Annotated in this window: 23 protein-coding genes; 20 read left to right on the top strand and 3 right to left on the bottom strand. The window is 65.0% G+C overall.

Features of this window, described 5'->3' with window-relative positions; all coding sequences use genetic code 11:
• Window positions 1-30: 30 nt before the first annotated feature.
• From tgt to SALB1_RS19090, 5 genes are all read left to right on the top strand, one after another.
• Window positions 31-1170, top strand: coding sequence for a tRNA guanosine(34) transglycosylase Tgt (gene tgt, locus SALB1_RS17500; RefSeq protein WP_109995017.1), 1140 nt, complete (start codon window positions 31-33; stop codon window positions 1168-1170).
• 107 nt (window positions 1171-1277) lie between these two features.
• A complete protein-coding gene (yajC, locus tag SALB1_RS17495; RefSeq protein WP_109995016.1) occupies window positions 1278-1607 on the top strand; it encodes a preprotein translocase subunit YajC in 330 nt (109 codons plus the stop codon).
• 45 nt (window positions 1608-1652) lie between these two features.
• Window positions 1653-3506 (top strand): protein translocase subunit SecD, encoded by a 1854-nt coding sequence (gene secD, locus SALB1_RS17490; RefSeq protein WP_109995015.1) that lies wholly within the window; start codon window positions 1653-1655, stop codon window positions 3504-3506.
• A 10-nt stretch (window positions 3507-3516) separates the two neighbouring features.
• Window positions 3517-4461, top strand: a complete 945-nt coding sequence (gene secF, locus SALB1_RS17485) for a protein translocase subunit SecF (protein ID WP_109995014.1) — start codon at window positions 3517-3519, stop codon at window positions 4459-4461.
• Window positions 4462-4771: 310 nt separating this feature from the next.
• Window positions 4772-5068 carry a hypothetical protein gene (locus SALB1_RS19090; RefSeq protein WP_179950686.1) on the top strand — a complete coding sequence of 99 codons (297 nt, stop codon included), beginning with the start codon at window positions 4772-4774 and terminating at the stop codon, window positions 5066-5068.
• 17 nt (window positions 5069-5085) lie between these two features.
• Here SALB1_RS19090 and SALB1_RS17475 read toward each other — a convergent pair whose 3' ends face one another.
• Window positions 5086-5880, bottom strand: a complete 795-nt coding sequence (locus tag SALB1_RS17475; protein WP_109995012.1) for an inositol monophosphatase family protein — start codon at window positions 5878-5880, stop codon at window positions 5086-5088.
• Window positions 5881-5949: 69 nt separating this feature from the next.
• Here SALB1_RS17475 and SALB1_RS17470 point away from each other — a divergent pair, with 69 nt between their 5' ends.
• The 13 genes from SALB1_RS17470 to der all read left to right on the top strand — a co-directional run bounded on the left by SALB1_RS17470 (window position 5950) and on the right by der (window position 18014).
• Complete coding sequence (locus SALB1_RS17470) at window positions 5950-6735, top strand: RNA methyltransferase (RefSeq protein WP_109995011.1); 786 nt, start codon at window positions 5950-5952, stop codon at window positions 6733-6735.
• 151 nt (window positions 6736-6886) lie between these two features.
• Window positions 6887-7618 (top strand): serine O-acetyltransferase, encoded by a 732-nt coding sequence (cysE, locus tag SALB1_RS17465; RefSeq protein WP_109995010.1) that lies wholly within the window; start codon window positions 6887-6889, stop codon window positions 7616-7618.
• Between the two features lies 1 nt (window position 7619).
• A complete protein-coding gene (locus SALB1_RS17460; protein WP_109995009.1) occupies window positions 7620-8786 on the top strand; it encodes a cysteine desulfurase family protein in 1167 nt (388 codons plus the stop codon).
• Between the two features lie 26 nt (window positions 8787-8812).
• A complete protein-coding gene (locus tag SALB1_RS17455) occupies window positions 8813-9160 on the top strand; it encodes an iron-sulfur cluster assembly scaffold protein (protein ID WP_158590811.1) in 348 nt (115 codons plus the stop codon).
• 4 nt (window positions 9161-9164) lie between these two features.
• Complete coding sequence (locus tag SALB1_RS17450) at window positions 9165-9512, top strand: iron-sulfur cluster assembly accessory protein (protein WP_109995007.1); 348 nt, start codon at window positions 9165-9167, stop codon at window positions 9510-9512.
• 171 nt (window positions 9513-9683) lie between these two features.
• The gene (ndk, locus tag SALB1_RS17445) at window positions 9684-10109 is read left to right on the top strand and encodes a nucleoside-diphosphate kinase (protein ID WP_109995006.1); all 426 of its coding nucleotides are present in this window, start codon (window positions 9684-9686) and stop codon (window positions 10107-10109) included.
• Window positions 10110-10149: 40 nt separating this feature from the next.
• Window positions 10150-11337 (top strand): 23S rRNA (adenine(2503)-C(2))-methyltransferase RlmN, encoded by a 1188-nt coding sequence (gene rlmN / locus SALB1_RS17440; RefSeq protein WP_109995005.1) that lies wholly within the window; start codon window positions 10150-10152, stop codon window positions 11335-11337.
• Entirely contained in the window at window positions 11334-12089 is a 756-nt protein-coding gene (pilW, locus tag SALB1_RS17435) for a type IV pilus biogenesis/stability protein PilW (RefSeq protein WP_109995004.1), read from the top strand. Before rlmN ends, pilW begins: the two co-directional genes overlap by 4 nt.
• Entirely contained in the window at window positions 12086-13288 is a 1203-nt protein-coding gene (locus tag SALB1_RS17430) for a RodZ domain-containing protein (protein ID WP_109995003.1), read from the top strand. The genes pilW and SALB1_RS17430 overlap by 4 nt, the downstream gene beginning before the upstream one ends.
• Window positions 13289-13484: 196 nt before the next feature.
• Window positions 13485-14768 (top strand): histidine--tRNA ligase, encoded by a 1284-nt coding sequence (hisS, locus tag SALB1_RS17425; RefSeq protein WP_109995002.1) that lies wholly within the window; start codon window positions 13485-13487, stop codon window positions 14766-14768.
• A gap of 37 nt (window positions 14769-14805) precedes the next feature.
• Window positions 14806-15480 (top strand): tetratricopeptide repeat protein, encoded by a 675-nt coding sequence (locus SALB1_RS17420; RefSeq protein ID WP_158590810.1) that lies wholly within the window; start codon window positions 14806-14808, stop codon window positions 15478-15480.
• Window positions 15477-16649, top strand: coding sequence for an outer membrane protein assembly factor BamB (bamB, locus tag SALB1_RS17415; protein ID WP_109995000.1), 1173 nt, complete (start codon window positions 15477-15479; stop codon window positions 16647-16649). The genes SALB1_RS17420 and bamB overlap by 4 nt, the downstream gene beginning before the upstream one ends.
• A 3-nt stretch (window positions 16650-16652) precedes the next feature.
• Complete coding sequence (gene der / locus SALB1_RS17410; protein WP_109994999.1) at window positions 16653-18014, top strand: ribosome biogenesis GTPase Der; 1362 nt, start codon at window positions 16653-16655, stop codon at window positions 18012-18014.
• Window positions 18015-18155: 141 nt separating this feature from the next.
• Here the strand turns inward: der and SALB1_RS17405 are convergent, their stop codons facing one another.
• Together SALB1_RS17405 and xseA are read right to left on the bottom strand one after the other, a co-directional pair.
• Complete coding sequence (locus tag SALB1_RS17405) at window positions 18156-19295, bottom strand: SH3 domain-containing protein (protein ID WP_109994998.1); 1140 nt, start codon at window positions 19293-19295, stop codon at window positions 18156-18158.
• A gap of 57 nt (window positions 19296-19352) precedes the next feature.
• Entirely contained in the window at window positions 19353-20732 is a 1380-nt protein-coding gene (gene xseA, locus SALB1_RS17400; protein ID WP_109994997.1) for an exodeoxyribonuclease VII large subunit, read from the bottom strand.
• A gap of 175 nt (window positions 20733-20907) precedes the next feature.
• Here xseA and guaB point away from each other — a divergent pair, with 175 nt between their 5' ends.
• Window positions 20908-22374, top strand: coding sequence for an IMP dehydrogenase (gene guaB, locus SALB1_RS17395; RefSeq protein WP_109995518.1), 1467 nt, complete (start codon window positions 20908-20910; stop codon window positions 22372-22374).
• Between the two features lie 757 nt (window positions 22375-23131).
• Window positions 23132-24709: a glutamine-hydrolyzing GMP synthase gene (guaA, locus tag SALB1_RS17390; RefSeq protein WP_109994996.1), complete on the top strand. Its 1578-nt coding sequence runs from the start codon at window positions 23132-23134 to the stop codon at window positions 24707-24709.
• The last annotated feature ends 160 nt before the right edge of the window (window positions 24710-24869 follow it).

Below are 24869 nucleotides of genomic sequence, written 5' to 3'. Positions count from 1 at the left end.
GCCGTGCGCGCGTGTCTAAACTGCGCCGCCATGATCTACGAAGCTCTGGGCCGGGACGGCGATGCGCGCCGCGGCCGCCTGCATCTGCCGCACGGCACGGTCGAAACGCCGGCCTTCATGCCGGTCGGGACCTATGGCACCGTCAAGGGCATGACGCCCGAGGAGCTGACGGCGCTTGGCGCCGAGATCGTGCTCGGCAATACCTATCACCTGATGTTGCGCCCCGGCACCGGGATCGTCGGCGCGCATGGCGGCCTGCATCGCTTCATGCATTGGGATCGGCCGATCCTGACCGATTCCGGCGGCTTCCAGGTCTGGTCGCTGGCCGAGATGCGCAAACTGGGCGAGGACGGCGTGGCGTTCCGCTCGCCGCTCGACGGCTCGCGCCAGTATCTTTCCCCGGAGCGTTCGATCGAGGTCCAGCATGCGCTGAACTCCGATATTGTCATGTGCCTGGACGAATGCACCGACTATCCGGTGCCCAAGGCCGACGCCGCCCAGTCGATGCAGCTGTCGATGCGCTGGGCCGCGCGCTGTCGTGAAGCGCACGGCGAGTCCGGCAACAAGCTGTTTGGCATCAACCAGGGCAGCGTGTTTGCGGATCTGCGCGCGGAATCCATGGCCGCGCTGGTGGATATTGGCTTCGACGGCTATGCCATCGGCGGCGTGTCCGTGGGCGAGGGCTGGGCGGACAAGGCGGCGGTGCTGGCGGGGGTGCTGCCGGAAACGCCGGCCGATGCCCCGCGCTATCTGATGGGGGTCGGCACGCCAGCCGATCTGGTCGCGTCCGTGGCCTATGGCATTGACATGTTCGATTGCGTCATGCCCACACGCAACGCCCGCAACGGCTACCTGTTCACCCACGAGGGTGTGCTCAAGATCAAGAACGCCGTGCACAAGCACGATACGGCGCCGCTGGATGCGGCCTGTGACTGTTATACCTGTCGGCACTACAGCCGGGCCTATCTGCACCACCTGTTCCGCTGTGGCGAGATTCTGGCGTCGCGTTTGAATACCTGGCACAACCTGGCTTACTACCAAAGATTGATGCAGCGGGTCCGCGCGGCGATCGAGGCGGGCGACTACGCGGCCTTCATGCGCGACTTCTTCTCCGGGGCAGAAGGCCGCGGAACGCCGCAGGCCGCCCATGGCGGATATGGCGGCGGCTGACACCGTGCATCGGCGGCTCGGGTCGTCGGGCGGCAACGAACCCTATGGCATACTGTGCCGCTTGTTTGCGGCGCAGTCCGCGTAACCTTACGACGAGGGCTTTTATTATGGATTTTCTGATTCCCGTTGCACACGCCGCAGGCGGTGGTGCCGAAGGCGGCAGCGCCATCTACTCGATCGGCATGATCGTGGTTTTCTTCGCGATCATGTTCTTCCTGGTCATCCGTCCGCAGATGAAGCGGCAGAAGGAACACAAGAAGCTGATCGAGAGTCTGTCGAAAGGCAGCGAGATCGTCACCGCTGGCGGCGTGGCCGGTCGCATTCGTGAGGTCGGCGAGAATTTCCTGGTCGTGGAAGTGGCCAAGGATGTGGAGATCCGTGTTCAGAAGTCGTCCGTCACCAGCGTGGTGCCCAAGGGCACGATGGATTCGCTGTAAGTTCGCGCGGCGAACGACCTGCGTTTTGCGATTGATCGGGGCCCTATGAACCGTTATCCGCTGTGGAAATATCTTCTGCTCGTCGTCGTGCTGGTCGTCGGCGTACTCTATGCGTTGCCCAACCTGTTCGGCGAACAGCCGGCGGTGCAGGTCTCCAAGGCCAACGGCAATGCTGCGACCCGGCAACTGGAGAGCCGCGTCAAGAGCATTCTGTCCAAAGCGGACATGGCGGCCCAGACCGTCACGCTCAACGACGGCCGCCTGCTGGCGCGTTACGGCGGTACGGACGCCCAGCTCAAGGCGGCCGGTGTCCTCAAGCGCAAGCTGGGCGATAACTATACGGTGGCGCTCAATCTGGCGCCCTCCACGCCGGCCTGGCTGCGGGCGATCAAGGCACAGCCCATGTCGCTGGGCCTGGATTTGCGCGGGGGCGTGCACTTCCTGCTGCAGGTGGATATGGATGCGGTGTTCAAGAACACCTACGACCGCTATGCCCGCGACGTGCCGCACTACCTGCGCAACCATTCGATCCGCTACCAGCGCGCCTATCGCGACGGTGACTCGGTCAAGCTCGTGTTCCCCAGCGACGCTGCCATGCACAAGGCCGAGAACGCACTGCCGAGCCAGTTCAATAACCTGCAGTTCAAACAGGCGCCGAACGCGGACAACACGCTGGTTGCGACGCTCACCGATAGCCGCGCCCAGCATATCCGCAACTTTGCGCTCGAGCAGAACCTCACCACGCTGCGCAACCGCGTCAACGAACTCGGCGTGTCCCAGCCACTGGTGCAGCGTCAGGGGCAGGATCGCATCGTGGTCGAGTTGCCGGGCGTGCAGGACACGGCCCAGGCCAAGCGTCTGCTCGGCAAGACCGCGACACTGCAGTATCGCCTGGTGGATCAGAAGCATAATGCGCAGCAGGCCGCCAAAACCGGCAATATTCCGTCCGGCGATCAGCTGTACCACACCAAAAACGGTCAGCCGATCCTGCTCAAGGATGACGTCATCGCATCGGGCGACCAGATCGTCGATGCTTCGGCCGGCTTCGACCAGAAAACCAATCAGCCGGCCGTTTTCGTGACGCTCGACGGCCAGGCGGCAAGCAAGATGTTCAACGTGACCTCATCGCACATCGGTGACCCGATGGCGGTGCTCTACACGGAGACTCGCTTGGAGACCCATTACAAGAACGGCAAGCGGGTCACCACCCAGCACAAGGATCAGCGGGTGATCAGTGTGGCCAATATTCAGAGCGCGTTCGGCAAGCGCTTCCAGACCACGGGACTGAAACGGGGTGAGGCACACGATCTCGCGCTGTTGCTGCGCGCCGGCGCCTTGGCCGCGCCGGTTAACATCGTATCCGAGCGCACCATCGGGCCGAGCCTGGGCGCCGATAACATTGCCGAGGGCGAACGCGCGGTGGTGGTCGGTTTTCTGGTGGTGGTGGCCTTCATGGCGATCTACTACGGCATATTCGGGTTGATTGCGGATCTGGCGCTGTTCATGAATCTGGTGCTGGTGATGGCCGCGCTGTCGATCATGCAGGCCACGCTGACACTTCCGGGCATTGCCGGTATCGTGCTGACGATCGGCATGGCGGTGGACGCCAACGTGCTGATCTTCGAGCGCATACGCGAAGAGCTGGATGCGGGCAACACGCCGCAGTCGGCGATCAAGAGCGGTTACGACAAAGCCTTCAGTTCGATCTTCGATGCCAATATCACGACGCTGATCGCGGCCCTCATGCTGTTCGGCTTCGGCACCGGCCCGGTCAAGGGCTTCGCGGTGACGCTCAGCCTGGGCATCGTGACTTCGATGTTCACCGCCATCATCGGTACGCGCGCGATCGTCAATCTGACGTACGGCCGCCGCAAGCGGCTCAAAAAGCTCTCGATCTAGGACCCGTGCTATGCGTCTGATTAAGTCCAACACCTCGATCGATTTCATCGGCAAGGGCCGGTATGCGGTGATCGTGTCCGCGATCGTGCTGCTGGTGTGCTGCGTATCGCTGGGGATCGGCAAGCTATCGTTCGGTATCGATTTCACCGGCGGTGTCGTCGTGCACGTTCAATACCCGCACGAGGTGAGCCTGAACAAGGTGCGCAGTGCACTCAGTTCGGCCGGGTACGCGCAGCCCACGGTTCAACACTTCGGCAGCGCCGAGACCGCGCTGATTCGTCTGCCGGCCTCGGCCGGGCAGGAGAAGGCGGCCTCGGTGGGTGACAAGGTGATGAATGCGCTCAAGTCCGGGCCACCGGGCGCGAAGCTGCAATCGGTCGAGTTCGTCGGTCCGCAGGTCGGCAGCGATCTGGTCAACAAGGGCGGGCTGGCACTGCTCTATACCGTAATCGCGATTCTCATCTATGTGATCTTCCGCTTTCACTGGAAGTTAGCCACCGGCGCCGTAGCCGCCCTGGTGCACGATATCGTGATCACGCTCGGCGTGTTTTCGCTCACGCACATGGATTTCGATCTGACCGTGCTGGCCGCACTGCTGGCCGTGCTCGGCTACTCGCTCAACGACACCATCGTGGTCTACGACCGTATCCGCGAGAACTTCCGGCGCATGCGCAAGGCCACGCCGAAGGAAGTCGCCAATGCCGCCATCAACCAGACGCTGGCGCGTACGCTGATGACCTCGGGCACCACGCTGATGACGTTGCTGGCGTTGTTCTTCCTCGGCGGCCCGGTCATCCACGGCTTCGCTGCGGCACTGCTGGTGGGCATCATCACCGGCACCTACTCGTCGATCTTCGTGGCCAGCGCGCTGGCGCTGTACTTCAAGCTCAGCGCCCAGGATCTGTTCCCGCCCAAGGAAGAGGACGCCGCGAAGGCCGCCAAGGTCACGCGCTGATCCGCGCGCTGACCGGGGCGGACGGCGCGCCGGTATGCCACCAAGGTCCGTCATCGATGGCCCTTCGGCTATCTATGGGGATAGGAAGTGCGTCGGCATGGATGACCAGGTCGCCATGACGGATGCCAGCGGGGTAAGTAACTCGGCCCAGCGCTGGACGCGCCCGGCTGTGCCGGCGTCCGCGGTGGCCGCGATATAGGCCGCGTCATATCCATGCCGGCGGAAATCCCGATGTTCTCGTCGCGAACATCACGTTGCTCGACGACCTGAATGGCCTCATCGCCGGCCAGTCGCGTGCGAGGCGTAGCGGGTGGTGGCGCTGCGGCTGCCCATGTCGCCGCGCGCGAACAGTGCATTGAGTGCGCCCGCATCGTCGAGCGCGACGTCCGGCAGCAACCGGAGACCCTTGGCGCAACGGATGCTGTCCGCGCGCCCGCCGACCGGCAGGCGTTCGCTCGGCCCTGCGCTGGTCGGCCCAAACGCCGATCAGTTCTCAAGGGCCGAGCAGGTCAGGCTCGTCCAGGTGGTCAAAGACGAGAAATCCGAATCGCATGCCGACCGCGCCATGCTGAATGACGCGGTCAGCATCCGGCGGGGCGCGGCTTGAGCCAGGACGCGTCGCGATCAGCGCCCGCCGCGCGGAGTTTTCACGATCTTGTCGAGCATCTGCGGGTAGAGTTTGGGGTTGGTCGCGAGGATATTACCGGTTTCCAGCGGATCGGCGTCGTTGTCGTGCGCATCGGATGCGATGCCGCCGGCGGCGCGGACCATGAGCATGCCGGCGGCCAGATCCCAGGCCGACAGGCCGATTTCCCAGTAGCCGTCGAGACGGCCGGCCGCCACATAGGCCAGGTCGAGGGCGGCGGACCCGGAATGCCGCATGTGCCCGCAGGCCGACAGCATGCGGTTGTACAACGGCAGATAAGTCGTGATATCGCCCTGACGGCGGTACGCGAAACCGGTGGACAGCATCGATTCGCGCAGGCGCACCGTGTTCGACACGCGCATCCGGTGGCCGTCGACGCTTGCCCCCTTGCCACGCTCGGCGATGAACAGCTCGTCCTTGACCGGGTCGTAGATCACGCCGTGCTCGACCACCCCGTTGACGCGACAGCCGATCGACACGCAGAAATGCGGAATGCCGCGCATGAAGTTCATGGTGCCGTCGATCGGGTCGATCACCCAGACCGTGTCCGAGTCGCCGGTCTCGCCCGATTCCTCGGCCAGAAACGCATGCCCCGGGTAGTTGCGCCGGATGGTGTCGATGATTGTGGCTTCGGCGCGCTGGTCGGCCTCGGTCACGAAATCGTTCTCGGCTTTCCGGGTCACCTGGCCGGTATCGCCACGGCGGTAATAGGACAGGATGACATCACCGGCACGCCGCGCGGCGGTGACTGCGATATTGGTCAGGGGTTGCATGAATCGGGCGCCTAAAAAGAAGCTAGCGTAACATTAGCGCCCTGTTTTTCCCCGCAGCCAAATCCTTTGATGAGCGATTCCGTGCCCCAGAACCCGACGCCCGACGCGGCCGTGTTATCCCGCCTGCGCATCGTGCTTGTGGGGGCGCAGCATCCCGGCAATATCGGTGCGGCAGCGCGCGCGATGAAGGTTATGGGCTTGTCGGACCTGGCTCTGGTCGCGCCCGAGCGTTATCCGGACCCCGAGGCCACCGCGCGCGCCTCCGGTGCCGATGATGTGCTGGCTGCTGCGCGCCGGTACGACACGCTGGATCAGGCGCTGGCGGATTGTGTGCTGACCATCGGCACGAGCGCTCGCAGCCGTCGAACTCAGTGGCCGTTGATCGATGCGCGCGCCGCGGCCGCGCGCGCGGTTGCGGCCACCGCCAACGGGCCAGTGGCGCTGGTATTCGGGCGTGAGCGGTCCGGGCTGAACAACGCCGAACTGGATCGTTGCCAGCTGCATCTTCAGGTGCCGACCAATCCCGAGTACAGCTCGCTCAATCTGGCGGCGGCGGTGCAGGTCGTGGCTTATGAGTTGCGTGTGGCCAGCGGTCACGGCATCGCTGCGGGCGAGGCGCACGTGCCGGTTCCGGCCGCCGATATGGAAGGCCTGTTCCAGCACTGGCACGATGTGCTGGTCGCGGCGGGATTTCTCGATCCGAACGAGCCGCGCATCCTCATGCGACGGTTGCGGCGGCTGTTCAATCGCGCGGCGCCGGATCGCATCGAGACCAACATCCTGCGCGGCGCGCTGCGTGCGCTGGATCCGCGCCGGCTGCCCAACCGCAAGCCGGGCGCGGGTGACGACCGATAGCGCGTGCCGCCCACTGGACGTGGGCGCTACACTTGATCCTGGCGTTTTCGGCCCGAGATAGTCGTGTACGTTTGAGTTCATGCGCGCGATGGCGCGCGCCGGCGACAGGCCACGCCGCCCATATCTGCGGCGCCACGTTTGGGGTTAGCCGATGTTTGCTCGCTTTAAGGAAGATCTGGACACGGTATTCGAGCGCGACCCGGCGGCCCGTAGCGTATGGGAAGTCATCTTTACCTATCCCGGGCTGCATGCGATCTGGTGGCACCGGGTTGCCCACTGGTGCTGGAACCATGGCATGAAATGGATCGCGCGATTCATTTCGCATCTGTCGCGCTGGGTCACGGGCATCGAGATTCATCCCGGTGCCGTGATCGGGCGTCGGTTTTTCATCGACCATGGTTTCGGTGTCACGATCGGCGAGACCACCATCATCGGCGACGATTGCACGATCTATCAGGGCGTGACCCTGGGCGGCACCAGCTGGAGCCCGGGCAAGCGTCATCCGACGCTGGAGAACGATGTGGTCGTCGGTGCCGGCGCCAAGGTGCTCGGGCCGTTCACGGTGGGCCAGGGCGCACGTATCGGGTCGAACGCTGTCGTGGTCAAGGAAGTCCCGCCCGGCTGTACCGCCGTAGGCGTGCCGGCCAAGCTGGTCAAGTGCAAGGACGGCACCCCCGAGGACCGGCGCAAGGAAACCGCCGATCGGATCGGTTTCTCGATGTATGGCGTGACCCAGGACATGCCCGATCCGGTCGCGCGCGGCATCGACGCCATGCTCGACCATATCGATGCGCTGGAGCGGCGGCAGGACGAGCTGGAACAACTGACCCGGCAGCTCGGCGCGCGCCTCGACGAAAAGCAGCCGGAAACCGATCACGTCTGATATGCGCGCCTCGATCTATCTCGACCATGCGGCCACTGCGCCGCTGGCGCCGGGCGTGGCCGAGGTCATGCACGAGGCGCTGGTGGACGCCGCCGGCAATCCGTCGTCGCCGCACCCGCCCGGGCGTCGCGCCCGGGCGCGGGTGGACGCCGCCGGCGAGACACTGGCCGCGCTGATCGGCGCCGAACCGCGCGAGATCGTGTGGACCTCCGGTGCGACTGAATCATCGAATCTGGCGCTACGCGGCGTGGCCGAGTTCGTGGGCCACGGTGCGCGCATCGTTTCCGTGGTGACCGAACACCCGGCCACTCGCGACACGCTTGCCGTGCTTGCGAAAAAAGGGGTGACAGTCGACTGGCTGCCGGTCGACGAGGGCGGCGCGATCGACCCGGACGAGCTGGCGGCCGCCCTGGCGCAGGGCCCGGATCTGGTTTCGATCATGCACGTCAACAACGAAACCGGCGTGATCCACGATATTCCGGCGATCGCCGAGCAATGCGCGGCGGCTGGTGTCGCTCTGCATGTGGACGCGGCGCAAAGCCTGGCGCGACTCGCGATCGACGTGAGGCGGACGCCGATCGCGCTGATGTCGTTGTCGGCGCACAAGATCGGCGGCCCGAAGGGCATCGGCGCGCTGTATATCCGCCGACGCATGCCGCGCATCGGGCTCGCCCCTCAGATCATCGGGGGCGGGCAGCAGCGCGGCCTGCGCGCCGGCACATTGTCCACACACCAGATTGCCGGCTTTGGCGCGGCGGCGGCACACGCGGCACGGCATGGCGTGGCGGCACAGCCGGCATGGGCGCGCCTGCGCGACGCATTGTGGGACGCCATCGCGCCCGTCGGCGGCCTGCATCGCAATGGGCGCCCGGAACACACCGCGGCGCCGTTTCTGAGCGTGAGCGTGAGCGGCGTGCACGGCGCGGCGCTGGTGGCCGGGCTCAACGAAGGTGAGCCCGAGCTTGCGGTATCGGCCGGCGCGGCCTGCAGCGCGGCCAAGGGCGAATCGTCGCATGTGGTCCGTGCCATGGGTCGCTCGCCGCGCGAAGCGGCCGCGACCATTCGGTTTTCCCTGGGCCCCGGGGTGGATGATGCGGCGATTGCGGCGGCGGGGCAGCGGTTCACCGACGAAGTGACGCGGCTGCGTGCGCTGGCCGCGGCGGTCTGAATTGCATGCTGGCCGACGAAACGATCATGGCACGTTTTCTGTGCCCGCTCCGGGCCGTCGCGCCGGCAACAGCCGCGGACTGGCCGGCCAGCGGCGCCGCGGAAACGCCCGGGGAGGACGCGCGTTGCCGCGTGTTCCTGGCGCGCGACGACGCCGCCCGGCTGCGCGCGGCGTTCGCGGCGTTCGGCCCGCCGGTGGTCGTGGCCTGTGCCGACTGGGTCTGTGAACGGGTGACTGGCCAGACGACTGAATTTGCGCGTATTCTTACATTGGCCGATGTCGAGAAGGCGTTGGCTCTGACCCCGACACAGCGATACGCTGGGTTGGTGGCGATCGACGCGTTGGCCAACGCGATGATCAATCTGGGACGATAGCGTTATGAGCGAAACAACACTGCAAACCGAAGGTCTGGTGCTGACCGAAGCCGCCGCGGCGCGGATCCGGTATCAGCTTGAAAAACGCGGACATGGTCTGGGTCTGCGCCTGGGTGTCCGCAAGTCCGGCTGCAGCGGTTACATGTACACCATGGACTACGCCGACGAGATCGGCGAGGACGACGACGTTTTCGAGGACCATGGGGCGCGCGTGGTGGTGGCCCGCAAGCACATGCAGGTGCTGGCGGGCACGATCGTCGATTTCCGCTCTGAAGGCTTGAACCGCATGTTCCGGTTCGACAATCCGCGGGCCAAGAACGCCTGTGGCTGCGGCGAGTCGTTCATGGTGTAGTGGCCGGGCGGGCGCTGGGCGTTTGCGCGGTCCGGCGTTCGCCATCGATTCGATTCGTTCGATACCCTGACAGGGCACGCTTGTCCGCGATATAATGCGGGGTTATCCGTGCGCGCATGCCGCATGCGTGCGGCGGATATCATCCATCGTATTGTTTCAGTAGGAGAATCCATGGCCGTCGAGCGCACCCTGTCGATCATCAAACCCGACGCAGTCGCCAAGAACGTGATCGGTGAGATCTATCGCCGTTTCGAGAATGCCGATCTCAAGATCATCGGCGCCCGCATGATGCAGTTGTCGCGTGAAGACGCCGAGCAGTTCTACGCCGTGCATTCCGAGCGCCCGTTTTTCAACGCGCTGGTCGAGTTCATGATCTCCGGCCCGGTCATGGTCCAGGTTCTGGAAGGCGAGAACGCCATCGCCAAGAACCGCGACCTGATGGGCGCGACCAACCCGAAGGAAGCTGAAGCCGGCACCATCCGCGGCGATTTCGCCGAGTCCATCGACGCCAACGCCGTACACGGCTCGGACGGCCAGGACACCGCCGCGACCGAGATCGATTTCTTCTTTGGCCAGGGCGGCCTCTGCCCGCGCTAGGCGCAGACGCCGAACCGAAGCCCATCCGGACCGATTCGCCATGACGAATGCCGACAGCGACAACCTGACCCCGATTCGAACCAGCGCGACCGCCAGCGGTACGCGTGTCAATCTGTTTGGCCTCGACCGGGAGGCCATGTCGGCGTTTTTCAAGCGGCACGGCGAATCGGCCTTCCGGGCGAAGCAGGTCATGCAGTGGATCTATGCCCGCGGCGTGACCGATTTTGCGGCGATGACCGACCTGTCCAAGAAACTGCGGGAGCGCCTGCCCGAGATCGCCGAGATCCGGCCGCCGGCCCGTATTCGCGAACAGGCCAGCCGCGACGGTACGCGCAAATGGCTGCTCGCGGTCACCGAGGACATGGATCCGGACAACGCCATCGAGGCGGTCTATATTCCCGAGGCGGATCGCGCCACGCTGTGCATTTCGTCGCAGATCGGCTGCGCACTGGACTGTTCCTTCTGCGCCACCGGCAAGCAGGGATTGAACCGGAATCTGACCACGGCCGAAATCGTCGGTCAGGTCTGGATGGCCGAACATGACCTGCGCGCCCAGGGTAAGGTGCACGGCGAACGCGCGCTGTCGAACATCGTGTTCATGGGCATGGGCGAGCCGCTGGCCAACTACCGCGCGGTGGTGCCGGCAATCCGTATCCTGCTCGACGATTACGGCTTCGGCCTGTCCAAGCGGCGGGTGACGGTGTCGACCTCCGGAATGGTGCCGTTCATGGACCGGCTGCGTGCCGAAGTGGACGTGGCCCTGGCGGTATCGTTGCATGCGCCGACCGACGCGCTGCGCGACGAACTGGTGCCGATCAACCGCAAGTATCCACTCGACGAGCTGATGGCGGCCTGCGATCGCTACGTCGAGGGTAAGGAGCGCCGGGCCCACGTGGTCTATGAATACGTGCTGCTGGCCGGTGTCAACGACCAGCCCGAACATGCTCGCAATCTGGTCAGGCTGCTCGGCGACCGGCAGGCCAAGGTCAACCTTATCCCCTTTAATCCATTCGACGGTTCGGGCTACGAGCGCCCGCCCGAGACGAGCATTCGCGCCTTCCAGGATGCGTTGCACGCGCGGGGGCTGCGCACCACCGTGCGGCGAACACGCGGCGACGACATCGACGCCGCCTGCGGACAGCTCGTCGGCCGCGTGCGCAGCAAGCAGAAACGGCATTTCCGCGATGTGCCGATTCGCGTCGAATCCCGACCGGCTCCGCGCGTATGAGCCGACGTCTGGTTGCGCTGGTCGCTCCGGTTGTGCTGATAGCGTTGCTGTCGGCCGCCGGTTGTGCGACCGACGGCGGTGTCAATCGCCAGGACGCGGCCGCGGCGAATGCCAACGTGGGCGCCGATTATCTGCACAAGGGACAGAACGACCGCGCCCGGCAGGCCTTTCAAAAGGCGTTGCATTACGACTCTGATAACTTCACCGCCAATTGGGGCATGGCAGTCGTCAGCGAGCGACTCGACGAGCCGGCTCAGGCGAAGCGGTATTTCAAGAAGACGCTGTCGATACGGCCGGCGGCCGAGGTTTACAACAGCTACGCTGCCTTTCTCTGCGAGCAAGGCAAGACCGATCAGGGGCTGGCTAATTTCAAGCGCGCACTGAAGGCCGGGAATTCGGGCGATCGTGCCGACAGCCTGGCCAACGCTGGCCTGTGCCTGTACCGGGCGAAGCGCACGAAACAGGCGGCCCAATATTTCCGTCGCGCACTCAAGGCCGATCCGAAACAGGCCAAAGCCCTGACGCATCTGGCCTCAATCGAATACCATGCGCAGAATTACCTGAGCGCGCGCGCGTTCATCGAACGCGCCGACGCTGCGACCAAGCTTGATGCCGCCCAGCTGTTGCTGGCCGCGCGTATCGAACTGGCGTTGCACGACCGGTCCGCTGCGGCGGCCTATCTCAAGCGCCACAATGCGAAAAAGCCGACGGCAAGCCGATCGCTGAGCCAACTGGAGTCATCGCGTCAATGAACGCAACGCACGACGATCAATCCGATGAGCCGAAAGAGCCGGGGCTGCCCCCGCGCGCGGAGGGCGAAGCGGCGTCACCGGGCCTTACGCGCAACAAGTCCGAGGGCCTCACACCAGGCGAAATCCTGCGTGAGGGACGTCTCGCACACGATTACACTGTCGAGGATCTCTGTGCGCAGACCCGGCTCAGCCGCCACACGATCGATGCGCTCGAGGAGAACGATTTCCAGGCGTTGTCGCAACCGGTGTTCGCGCGCGGCTACTATCGCCAGTGCGCCAAGGTGCTCGACCTGAACGTCGATCGACTGATGGCCGCCTATACGGCGCTGGTGGGCGAGGAAGCGCCGAAGCCGCGGATCGATGATCGTTCCGTTGGCGCCGGCATCATTCCGCAGGATGTCACGCCGGGTGGCGGCTTCCGTTTTCGCGGTCTGTTGATTCTTGTGCTCATCGTTGCGGCCGTGGTCGCGGCGATCGCGTTCGTGCTGCCGTCCACTGGCGTGCCGGGCGCGATCACCGGTAACAGCAGCAGTGGCAATGCGGTTCAGCCCAGCCAGCCCGATCAAAACACGAAATCCTTCGAGTTCAATTCATCCAGTTCATCGAACAGCAATGGCGGCAGTGGCGCGTCCAGCAGCGATACCACGACCAGCAGCGCGGGCACCAGCAGCAATAGCAGTGGTGGTGGCAGCAGTAACGCCAGTAAAGGCGGCAGCGGCACGAACAGTCAAGGCGCCGTCGCGACAGGCGCCGCCAACACCGTCACGCCCAGCGTGGTTGGCGGCAACAGCGGTTCGCCGCTTACCGGCAAGCAGCCGGGCGGGCGCAACGTCAATCAGTCGCTTGGCCTCACCAAGCCGAGCCCGGCGGGTCATAATGCGGCCGCGTCGGGCGCCGAGCCATCGCAGCAGAACGCGCCACCGGCCGTGCCGCCCAACCGTCTCGTGCTCAAGTTCAACAAGCGATCGTGGGTGCGCGTGACCGATGCCAACGGTGACCGCATGGCATCGGGCATCTTCCAGTCCGGTGATACCAAGGAATTCAACGGCACGCCGCCGTACAAGATTACGCTCGGCTATGCGCCGGGTGTGAAAGTGACCATTGGCGGTAAGCCGGTGGACGTCGCCGGGCATACCAGCGGGGGCGGTATCGCGCACCTGACGGTCAATGCGCCGGACAACGCTAACGGCAACGGCTAGTGTGCTGTAACGTCGATTCACGCGATGGATTGCGAGCGATTTTTTCGCGCCGGGCGAGGCGTGTTGATCGGGCGTATCCGCCAATACGGCCAATGGCCGCGACGCCCCATGGCGACAAAAAGCGCCGGAACAGGGCGATGAGTTGGCGCTATGGGACACAGGCGCCCGAGCTGCACAGTCACGATAGAAGGGTTCGATGAGTCAGCGTATTCAATCGATCCGCGGCATGCAGGATGTCCTGCCCGCGGAAAACGCGTTGTGGCACACGCTGGAACGCACGGCGGGCGAGGTGTTCGCGGCCTATGGCTACGAACAGATCCGGTTGCCGATCATGGAACGGACCGCTCTGTTCGAACGGGGTGTTGGTGAAGTGACCGACATCGTCGAGAAGGAGCTTTATACCTTCGACGACCGCGGTGGTGAATCGATGTCGCTGCGCCCGGAGGGCACGGCGGGCGCGGTGCGCGCCGGGATCCAGCACGGTCTGCTGCATAATGCCACGCAGCGCCTGTGGTACGTCGGGCCGATGTTTCGCTACGAGCGGCCGCAGAAGGGGCGCCAGCGCCAGTTCCATCAGTTCGGTGTGGAGGCCTTCGGCCAGGCCGGGCCGGACGTGGATATCGAGCAGATCGCGATGTCGTCGCGGCTGTTCAGCCGTCTTGGCATCGCCGGCCTGCGGCTCGAAATCAATACGCTTGGCACCCCGGCCGAGCGGGCGGCGTATCGCGACGCGCTGCATGCGTATTTCAGTGCCCATCATGAAACGCTCGACGCCGACAGCAAACGCCGCCTGGACCGAAACCCGCTGCGTATCCTCGACAGCAAGAACCCGGAGATGGCCGCGCTCATCGCGGCCGCACCGGCGTTTACCGATTATCTCGGCCCGGAATCGGCCGCGCATTTCCAGGGGCTGTGCGACGGCATCGCCGCGCTCGGCATCGACTACAGCATCAATCCGCGTCTGGTCCGCGGCCTGGATTACTACACGCGCACCGTGTTCGAGTGGATCACCGATGATCTCGGCGCCCAGAACGCCGTGTGCTCGGGCGGTCGTTTCGATGGTCTGGTAGCCCAGCTCGGCGGCTCCGATACGCCGGCGACCGGTTTTGCCATGGGCGTGGAACGCGTGGTCGCGTTGATGGAGGCGCAGGGCGTTGCGCTCGACGATGTGGCGCCGCAGGCCTATCTGGTCCACACCGGCGACGCGGCCAGCGCGCGGGTGCCGGCGTTGGCCGAACGTCTGCGCGATGCGTTGCCCGGGCTGCGACTGCGCGTGCATGCAGGAGGCGGCAGCTTCAAGTCGCAGTTCAAGAAGGCGGACAAGAGCGGGGCCCGCCTGGCGCTGGTGTTCGGTGACGACGAGGCCGCCAACGATACACTCCAGATCAAACCGCTGACCGACGACCGGGAACAGGAAACAGTGGGACTCGCCGAGGCGCCGGCACGTATTGCCGCGTTGCTGGCCGATGCGCGCGGCTGACGGAACAGTCGACGGAACGACACGACAAAGGACGGGAATGGCGGACTACGACAACAACGAAGAGCTGGCGAGCCTGACGCGCTGGTGGTCCCGGAACGGGACCGCGGCGATCGTCGGTGTGCTCATCGGGCTGCTCGCGATCGGTGGCTGGTACGCCTGGGGCTGGTACAGCAATCGTCAGGATGCCCAGGCGGCCGACATGTACGCCCAGGTTCAGCACGGCATCAGCACCGACAATGTCACCGCTGGCGTCGACAACCTCGTCTCGACGCTTGAGAACGATTACAGCGGCACGCCCTATGCCGGCGCCGCGGCCCTGGCCATGGCCGCCTACCAGGTCCACCAGAACAAGCTCGACAAGGCCGCCGCCCAACTCGACTGGGCGATGAACAATGCCAAGGGCCAGGGCATCCGCCAGATCGCAACGGTGCGCAAGGCGCGCGTGCTCTGGGCCGAGAACAAGCCCGATGCGGCGCTCAAGTTGTTGAAACAGGATCATCCGGCATCGTTTGATTCGCTCTATGCCGAGCTGGCTGGGGATATTCATGCCGCGCAGGGCGATCGCAAGGCGGCATATGCGGCCTACAAGAAGGCGCTGGCCAAGCTGCCGTCCGACGCGTCACGGCACATGCTCGAGCAGAAACTCCATCAGAATGCACCGGCGTCGGCCGCCGGTGATACGCCGACCGATTCGAAGAAGTCCGACTCATGAACAATTATCGACGCAAGCTCGCCTGCCTGACGCCGCTGTTGATCGCGGTTACGGTCGGCCTGACCGCCTGTGGCGGCGGTGCCACCATCGACCAGCCCAAACCGCTCCCCAAATTGCCGAACCCGGCGTTCCGGATGCAGGTGCTCTGGCATGCCAACGGCGGCAGCGGCGCCGGCAAGTACGAGGCCGGCTTCGTGCCGGCGGTGGCGAACGGCCGGGTCTATGTAGCGAACAGCGATGGCGAAGTCGTGGCGCTGAAGCTGGCCAACGGGCAGCGCGTGTGGCATGTCGACACCCATGAACACCTCATTTCCGGCCCGTCCGTGGTTGACGGCACGTTGCTGGTCGGCACCCGCAACGGCGAGGTCATCGCGCTGTCCGCCGATGACGGCAGCAAGGACTGGAGCGCCGATCTGTCGAGCGAAGTGATCGCAGCTCCGGCGGGCACCGCCAATGTGGTGGTCGCGCGTACGGTCGACGGGCATGTGGCCGCGCTGGACATGGCCACCGGCGACCGGCTCTGGACCATCGAGGGCAGCGTACCGAACCTGACCATGCGCGGCACGGCCTCGCCGGTCATTCAGGGCAACACGGTCTACGTGGGCATGGACAGCGGCAAGGTCCAGGCACTGGATCTGGCCACCGGCGAACAGCGTTGGGAGCAGACCGTGGCGCTGCCGAAAGGTCGCTCGGAACTCGACCGTATCGTCGACGTCGACGCCAATCCGTTGATCGACGGCAACAGCGTCTACGCGATCAGCGCGGGCGACGCGCTGGTGTCCATGAACATCCGTGACGGCGAGATTCGCTGGAAGCACAAGATCGCCTCGGAAAACAATCTGGCGGTCGACAGCAGCAACGTCTATGCCACCGACATGAACAGTGTGGTCTGGGCCGTGTCGCAGGCCAACGGCGAATCGGTGTGGAAGCAGGACGCGCTCAAATACCGCAAGCTCTCGGCACCGGCCGTCGTGGATGGGCATGTACTGGTCGGCGACTATGAGGGCTATCTGCACTGGCTGTCGCCGAGCGACGGGTCCGTCGAGGGTCGCGGTCGCCCGTTTGACCAGGCGATCCGCGCGCAGCCGGTCGTGGTCGGAGACCGGGCGATCGTGCTTGGCGCCGGCGGCGAGGTCGCCGCAGTGCGCTTCGCCTCCAGCGGTAGCTGATCCGTGGCGGACAGCGGGGCCGTTCTCCCGGTCATCGCACTGGTCGGCCGACCGAACGTCGGCAAATCGACCCTGTTCAATCGGCTGACGCGATCCCGTGATGCCCTGGTGGCGGACCAGCCCGGGGTCACGCGGGATCGGCAGTACGGCTACGCCACGCATGCCGGCCGGCGCTTCATCGTGGTCGATACCGGCGGCATCGGCCAGGATGACGAGGATATCGACACGCGGGCGCTGGCCCAGACCGATACGGCGCTGGCGGAGGCCGATGCGGTGCTGCTGGTGGTGGATTGCCGCCAGGGGCTGATGGCCGGCGATCAGGCGATCGCCGAGCGCCTGCGGCGCAACGGTCAGCGGGTCATCGTGGTCGTGAACAAGAGCGAAGGCCAGGCCAACGTCACGGCCAACGCCGAGTTCCATGCCCTGGGGCTGGGCGAGCCGTGGGCGATCTCGGCCGAGCATGGCGATCGCGTCAATCTGCTGCTGGAACGGGTGTTCGCCGATCTTCCCGAGCCGCGTGCCGCGGTGCGCGCCCACCGCCCCGATGCCATCCGCATCGCGCTGCTGGGCCGGCCGAATGCCGGCAAGTCCACGCTGGTCAACCGCCTGGTGGGCGACGAGCGCATGCTCACGCAGGACGCGCCGGGGACCACGCGCGACGCTGTGGCCAGCGAATTCTTTTTCGACGACAAGCCGTATGTCATCGTCGACACGGCGGGTGTGCGGCGTCGTTCGAAGGTCGACGACGGCATCGAGAAGCTGAGTGTGATCAAGGCCATGCAGGCGGCCGAACAGGCCCAGGTCGTGGTGCTCATGCTGGATGCGCGGGCCGGGCTGTCGACCCAGGATATCCGCCTGCTTAATCTGGCGATCGAGCGTGGCCGGGCGGCCGTGATCGTGCTCAACAAATGGGACGGCCTGTCCCAGGATGAGCGCGCGAAACTGCATGCGAAAGTCGTTGAGCGCATGGGCGTGTTCGACTATCTGCCCTTGTTGTTCGTTTCCGCCTTGCACGGCTCCGGGCTGCGCGATCTGCTCGATGCAGTGCAGGCCTCGTACCGGGCATCCTTCGCCGAACTGTCCACGCCACAGGTTTCACGCGCGCTGGAAGACGCCGTGGCGGCACACGCGCCGCCGGCCGTCCACGGGCGCCGCATCAAGCTGCGCTTCGCCCATCAGGGCGGGCGCAATCCGCCCAAGATCGTGATCCACGGCAACCAGACGCAGCGGCTGTCGGCGGAGTACAAGCGTTATCTGGTGCGCCGCTTCCGGGAACACTTCAACCTGTTCGGTACGCCGATACAACTCGTGTTCAAGAACAGCGACAACCCATACGCCGACAAGCCGCGCGCGCAACGCCGCTAAGCGCTGTGGCCTGCGAGCCGCGATGCCCGGCGTGTTCGTCGTGGCGTTGACGCAGCACCCGCGCGGGTCGAGCCGGCGGACGCTACTGGGACGGGCGGCGGGCGGCATTCATGTGCTGGCCGCCGCCGCGCGCCCGGCATGTCAATGCTTGAGCAGGAAGTTGGCCACCCAGCCTTTGCGGCCGTCGTCGAACTTCACGTACCGCCAGCCGCGATTCTTTTTCAATATCGCGACCGGGTCGCCGTGCTTGGCCTGCAACAGCACCTTGGAGTGCGTGCTCGGACGGCTGCGAATATTGACCACCTTGCCCGCGATACTGGCCTGCGGGGCGCCCGTGTCGGCCCCGGAGGCGGCCTGCTGAGCGGTCGTCGAACGGGCGGAGCCGGCGCCCGCCGTCGTATTCTTCGCCGCGCTCGTGCTGTTCGATGCGGTGGTCGCGGACGTCTTGACGGCTGTGTTGCTGCCGTGATCCGCGCTGCTGCTGGCGCTGCCGCCCGAACCGCTCGCGCATTGGCCAAACACGCTCTTGAACCAGCTGCACTGGCTCGCATGCGTGCCGCCCGCGGTACCGCCGGTATGGATGTTGGAATATTCCGACGCCGTCCGGGTGGTATAGGGCTCGGTATGGCCGTCGGCGAACACCAGGTGCGGCGACATCTTCTGCGGCTTGACCTTGAGCGGAGCCTCGGCGATACGACTGCTTTGCGCCTCCGGCATGGTGGTGGGCTTCTTGCCATCGATCGTGAACTGCCAGACTTCCACCTGGAGGGTGTCGCCCTTGCGCTTCCAGCCGACCACCAGGCCGTTGTTGTTGTAGGTGTAGTACAGACGGCGGATCTGCATCCAGATCATCGCGTCGTCCATGTTATCGAAGTTGCGATAGCCTTCTTCATAACGAAGTTTGGAGATGCCATGGGCCGGCTTCCAGACCTTGGGTGTGCCATCGAAGTACAGCCCCTTGGCCGACTCACCGGCGAAGCGTTTTTGGCGTGGCTTGGCGATCACCCCGCGTCGCAGGCCGTCCCAGTCGAATACACGGCGCCGGCCGGGGCCGGCCTCGATCTTGATATGGCCTTCGGCGGTGTCGGCCACCAGCTGCGTGCCCGGTTTCAGTACCGCCTTGTTGGCGCTCGGTACGTCGCCGGCGGGCTTGGGGATTGGCGGCGGCTGCGGTGTGACCAGCTTTGGGCCCGTCGCGCAGCCGGTGGCCGCCAGCGCGCCGATCAGCGCGGTCGCGGCGAATGTCAGGCGCAGGCAGGCATGGTGCGGCGTACTCGTCATAACGATGTCGGAACCCCTTGGTTTCAGCGTATCGACCGGGTGCGATGCACCCGCCGTTCAATCGCGGTTGTTGTATTCCTTCAGGCCGGCCCGCTCATGGCGGGCACGAACCTCGCAATCCAGTTGCCCCCGTGCCAGATCGATCGCGACGGTTTCGCCTACGGCCACGGTCGAAGCGTCGCGCAGAACATGGCCCTGCGCGTCGCGAGCTATAGCATAACCACGTTCCAGCGTCTGTAGGGGACTCACGCTATGCAGCGCCCGCACCGCCGAACCGAGCCGGCGCTGCGCGGTCTCGATCCGACGAATACCCGCGCGGTCAAGACGTTGCGACAGGGCGGCGAGCGCGTCTTCGGCCTGTGCCAGACGGCGGGCCGGCGTGGCCCGATGCAAGCGGTCTATGACTAATTGCAGATGCCTTCGATGGGCGCTCATGTGCGTCTGTGCGATGCGCACAAGCCGGAGTTCGGCCTCGTCCAGCCGCTGGGCCGCGGTTTCCAGCCGCCGGCGCGGGCGCTGGCGCGCCAGTCGCTGCTCCAGACCGGCCAGGCGCTGGCGCGCCTCGGTCAGTCGCGCGTCGATGCGATGCTTCAGCCGCGCGCTGACCTGCGGCAATTGCGCCGCGCGTGCGGCCATGTCGGGGCACACCAGCTCGGCTGCCGCCGAGGGCGTCGCCGCGCGCACATCGGCGGCGAGATCGGCGATGGTCACATCCACCTCGTGGCCCACGCCCGAGACCACCGGAATCGGGCAGGCCACGATCGCGCGGGCGACGGTTTCATCGTTGAACGCCCACAGATCCTCGAGCGAGCCGCCGCCGCGCACGAGCAGGATCACGTCGCAATCCGCCCGTTGCCCGGCGCGGGTCAATGCCGTCACGATCGCGGGCGGCGCGGCCTCGCCCTGAACCGGCACCGGATAGATGCGCAGCGCGCCGAGCGGATAACGCCGCGACACTACCGACAGCACGTCGCGAATCGCCGCACCCGTGGCCGAGGTGATCACGCCGATGCGCGCGGGGGCGCCGGGCAGGGCGCGCTTGCGCTCGACCGCGAACAGTCCCTCGGCGTCCAGTCGCGCACGCAGCGCTTCGAAGGCGCGCTGCAGCGCGCCAGCGCCGGCACCCTCTGCATGCTCGACGATCAACTGGTAGTCACCGCGTGCGGCATACAGGCTGACGCGCGCCCGAACGCGAATCTGCACGCCGTTGTCGAGCGCCACGCGCAGCAGCCGCGCCTTGTTGCGGAACAGCGCACAGCGCACCTGCGCCTCGCCGTCCTTGAGCGAAAAATACACATGCCCCGAGCGCGGTCGGGCCAGGTTGGAAATCTCGCCTTCCACCCACAGCAGGCCGAAACTCTGCTCCAGCAGGTCGCGGGCTGCGCGGTTGAGTTCGCTGACGGTGAATACGATCGGCCCGGAATCGGCTGCGGTCATCTGCGGTTTGGCCTGTCTGTATGCGTGACGTGCGGGCGGTAGGCCGGGTGGGCCCCCGCCGTGGCAATCGCTTAGTGATCCTTGCGGCGCGAGCTTGTATAATCCGCGGTCTTTGCGGCGGCCACAACGCGCATCCGGCGCAAATATGCCGCTCACCGCTGGCGAGCCTATGACCCTGAGAATCAGTGAGCAAGCGCTGACGTTCGACGACGTCCTGCTGCAACCCGCCTATTCCGACGTGCTGCCGCGTCAGGTCGATCTGTCGACCCGGCTCACGCGCGGCATCACCCTCAATATTCCGCTGGTCTCCGCCGCCATGGACACCGTCACCGAGGCCGGGCTGGCGATCGCACTGGCGCAGGAGGGCGGCATCGGCATCATCCACAAGTCGATGTCGGGCGAGAAACAGGCGCAGCACGTGCGGACGGTCAAGAAATACGAATCCGGCGTTATTTCCGACCCGATCACCGTCGGTCCGAACGCCACCATCCGCGAAGTGCTGGATCTCACGCGTGCGCAGGGCATCTCCGGCGTGCCGGTGGTCGATAACGGCGCACCGGTGGGCATTGTCACCAGCCGCGATCTGCGCTTCGAGACGCGCTTCGACGCCCCTGTGACCTCAGTGATGACGCCGCGTGAGAAGCTGGTTACCGTGCGCGAGGGCGCCGATCGCGAGGAGATTCTCGGCCTGTTCCATGCCCATCGCATCGAAAAAGTGCTGGTGGTCAACGACGACTTCGTGCTGCGGGGCATGATCACCGTCAAGGATATCCAGAAATCCAGCGATTTTCCCAATGCCTGCAAGGACGCCGCCGGCAGCCTGCGCGTGGGCGCGGCCGTCGGCCCGGGCCCCGATGCCTTCGAGCGCGTCCAGGCGCTGGTCAACGCCGGTGTGGACGTGGTCGTGGTCGATACCGCGCACGGCCATTCCTCCGGCGTGCTCGCCACCATCCGCGAGCTCAAGACGCGCTTCCCCGAACTGCAGATCATCGGCGGCAACGTCGGTACGGCCGAGGGCGCGAACGCGCTGGTCGAGGCCGGCGTGGATGCGGTCAAGGTCGGTATCGGCCCGGGCTCGATCTGCACCACGCGCATTGTGGCCGGCATCGGCGTGCCCCAGATCTCGGCGGTCGCCAACGTCACGGCCGCGCTGGCCGATACCGGCGTCCCTGTCATCGCCGACGGAGGCATCCGCTTTTCCGGCGATGTGGCCAAAGCGCTCGTCGCGGGCGCGGATGCGGTGATGATCGGCGGCATGTTCGCCGGCACCGAGGAAGCGCCGGGCGAGATCGAGCTCTACCAGGGCCGCTCGTTCAAGGCCTACCGCGGCATGGGTTCGCTGGGCGCAATGAGTGGCAGCCAGGGCAGCGCCGACCGCTACTTCCAGGACCCTTCCGAGGAAATCCAGAAGCTGGTTCCGGAGGGCATCGAGGGCCGGGTGCCCTACAAGGGCCCGCTCGGCGGCATCGTCCACCAACTCATCGGCGGCCTGCGCGCGGCCATGGGCTACACCGGCTGCCACGACATCACCGAAATGCGCACCAAGCCCACGTTCGTGCAGATCACATCCGCGGGCATGAAAGAATCGCACGTGCACGACGTGAATATCACCAAGGAAGCGCCGAACTACCGCGTCGACTAGAGCGTGTCCGGCGTGCTGTGAATACGAAAAGCGCAGGTCTGGTTGGGTCTGCGCTTTTCTTGTTTTGGAGAAGAGTTTTTTTCCGCAGATCTACGCAGATGCGCGCAGATCGAAGACAAGCAGTTCGATCAGATGACGTCGTGTAGGCGCACCGATGTGCGTCGAATGGGTACGGAGATTGCTTCCTTATTTATCCGCAGATTACACAGATCTAAGACAGCCAGGTTGGTACTCGGGAAGGACCCATGGCATTTAGCGAGCGAAGCGTTAAACCTCGCCGCGCCACGATCGCACAACGCCACGAAAGCCCAACCGCCATCTGCGTGATCTGCGTCGATCTGCGGACAATGCTTTAGAAAGAACATGCTGCCCAACCGGGCAGCGCCCGAAAAGCATCCACAGCACAATCGTTTAACCGCCAATAAATCTGCGTAATCTGTGAAATCTGCGGATAAACGCTTCCAGGAGTCACCAAAGATATCGAAAGATTCTCTAAAATTTGTCCGCAGATCTACGCAGATGCACGCAGATTTAAGACAGGATGTCGGGTATGGCGGGTCGTAAATCGAGATACTTCCCGCGCTTGGAGCACACGTCAATGAATGAAGCGCCCCGATCCCGCCAGTTCACGAACGCCCAACCCGGCAGCGCCCGAAAAGCATCTACAGCACAGTCGTTTAACCGCCAATAAATCTGCGTAATCTGTGAAATCTGTGGATAAACGCCTTCAGGAATCACCACCGAGCTTGGAACAACGATGACCCAGGATATCCACGCCGAGAAAATCCTCATTCTCGACTTCGGCAGCCAGTACACCCAGCTCATCGCCCGCCGCGTGCGTGAGGCCAACGTCTACTGCGAAATCTACGCCTGGGACGTGGCCAACCACTACGTCCAGGATTTCGCGCCCAATGGCATCATCCTCTCCGGCGGCCCGGAATCGGTCACGGTGGACGACGGCCCACGCGCCCCAGCCGCGGTCTGGGAACTCGGCGTGCCGGTGCTCGGCATCTGCTACGGCATGCAGACCATGGCCGCCCAGCTCGGTGGCGAAGTCGAAACCGCCAGCCACAAGGAATTCGGCTACGCCCAGGTCCGGGCCCGCGGCCATTCGAAGCTGTTCCGCGATATCCAGGACCACGTCAACGAGCAAGGCCACGGCCTGCTGGACGTCTGGATGAGCCATGGCGACCGCGTCAAAGCGCTGCCCGAGGGCTTCAAGATCATTGCCAGTACCGACGGCGCACCGCTGGCCGGCATGGCCGACGAAGAGCGCGGCTACTACGGCATCCAGTTCCACCCGGAAGTTACGCACACCCTGCAGGGCAAGCGCATCCTTTCGCGTTTCGTCCACGATATCTGCGGCTGCGACGCGCTCTGGACCAGCGAGCACATCATCGACGATCTGGTCGCCCGCATTCGCGAACAGGTCGGCGACCAGCGCGTGCTGCTCGGCCTGTCCGGCGGAGTGGACAGCTCCGTCACCGCGGCGCTCATCCACGAGGCGATCGGCGAAAACCTCATCTGCGTATTCGTCGACAACGGCCTGCTGCGCCTCAATGAAGGCGACGAAGTCATGGCCACCTTCGCCGAGCACAAGGGCCTGAACGTCATCCGCGCCGATGCCGAAGACGAATTCCTCGCCAAGCTCGAAGGCGTGGCCGACCCGGAGGCCAAGCGCAAGATCATCGGTAACACCTTCATCGAAGTCTTCGACGCCCATGCCGCCGAGCTCACCAACATCGATTGGCTCGCCCAGGGCACCATCTACCCGGACGTTATCGAATCCGCGGGTTCCGCCACCGGCAAGGCCCACGTCATCAAGAGCCACCACAACGTCGGCGGCCTGCCGGAAGACATGAAGCTCGGCCTGGTCGAGCCCCTGCGCGAACTGTTCAAGGATGAAGTCCGCGAAATCGGCTTAGCACTTGGCCTGCCGCGCGACATGCTAATGCGCCACCCGTTCCCGGGCCCTGGCCTGGGGGTGCGCATCCTCGGCGAAGTGAAAAAAGAATACGCCGACAAACTCCGCGCCGCCGACGCTATTTTCATCCACGAGCTGCGCGAATCGGGCTGGTACGACAAAGTCAGCCAGGCCTTCGCCGTCTACCTGCCAGTCTCCAGCGTCGGCGTCACCGGCGACGGCCGCCGCTACGAACACGTTATCGCCCTGCGCGCAGTCGAAACCATCGACTTCATGACCGCCAAGTGGGCCGAACTGCCGTATGAACTGCTGGGACGTGTGTCGACCCGGATCGTGAATGAAGTGGACGGCATTTCTCGGGTGGTCTACGACGTGACCGGGAAGCCGCCAGGGACGATTGAGTGGGAGTAGGCAGCAGTTGTCAGTTGACAACTGCTGCCCCGTGACAGCGGTCGGGGTCATGTCTTGTGTTGTGCGCTCAGCTGGGTCGGCTCGGAGAATGCCACCCCCTCAGGCCGGTTCCCTTTCGCAGCGCTGATACCGCGACTCGGATACGCTTCGAATGCGAAAT

It is taken from the genome of Salinisphaera sp. LB1 (assembly GCF_003177035.1).
Taxonomy (GTDB): domain Bacteria; phylum Pseudomonadota; class Gammaproteobacteria; order Nevskiales; family Salinisphaeraceae; genus Salinisphaera.
This window is presented reverse-complemented; position numbering and strand designations above follow the sequence as displayed.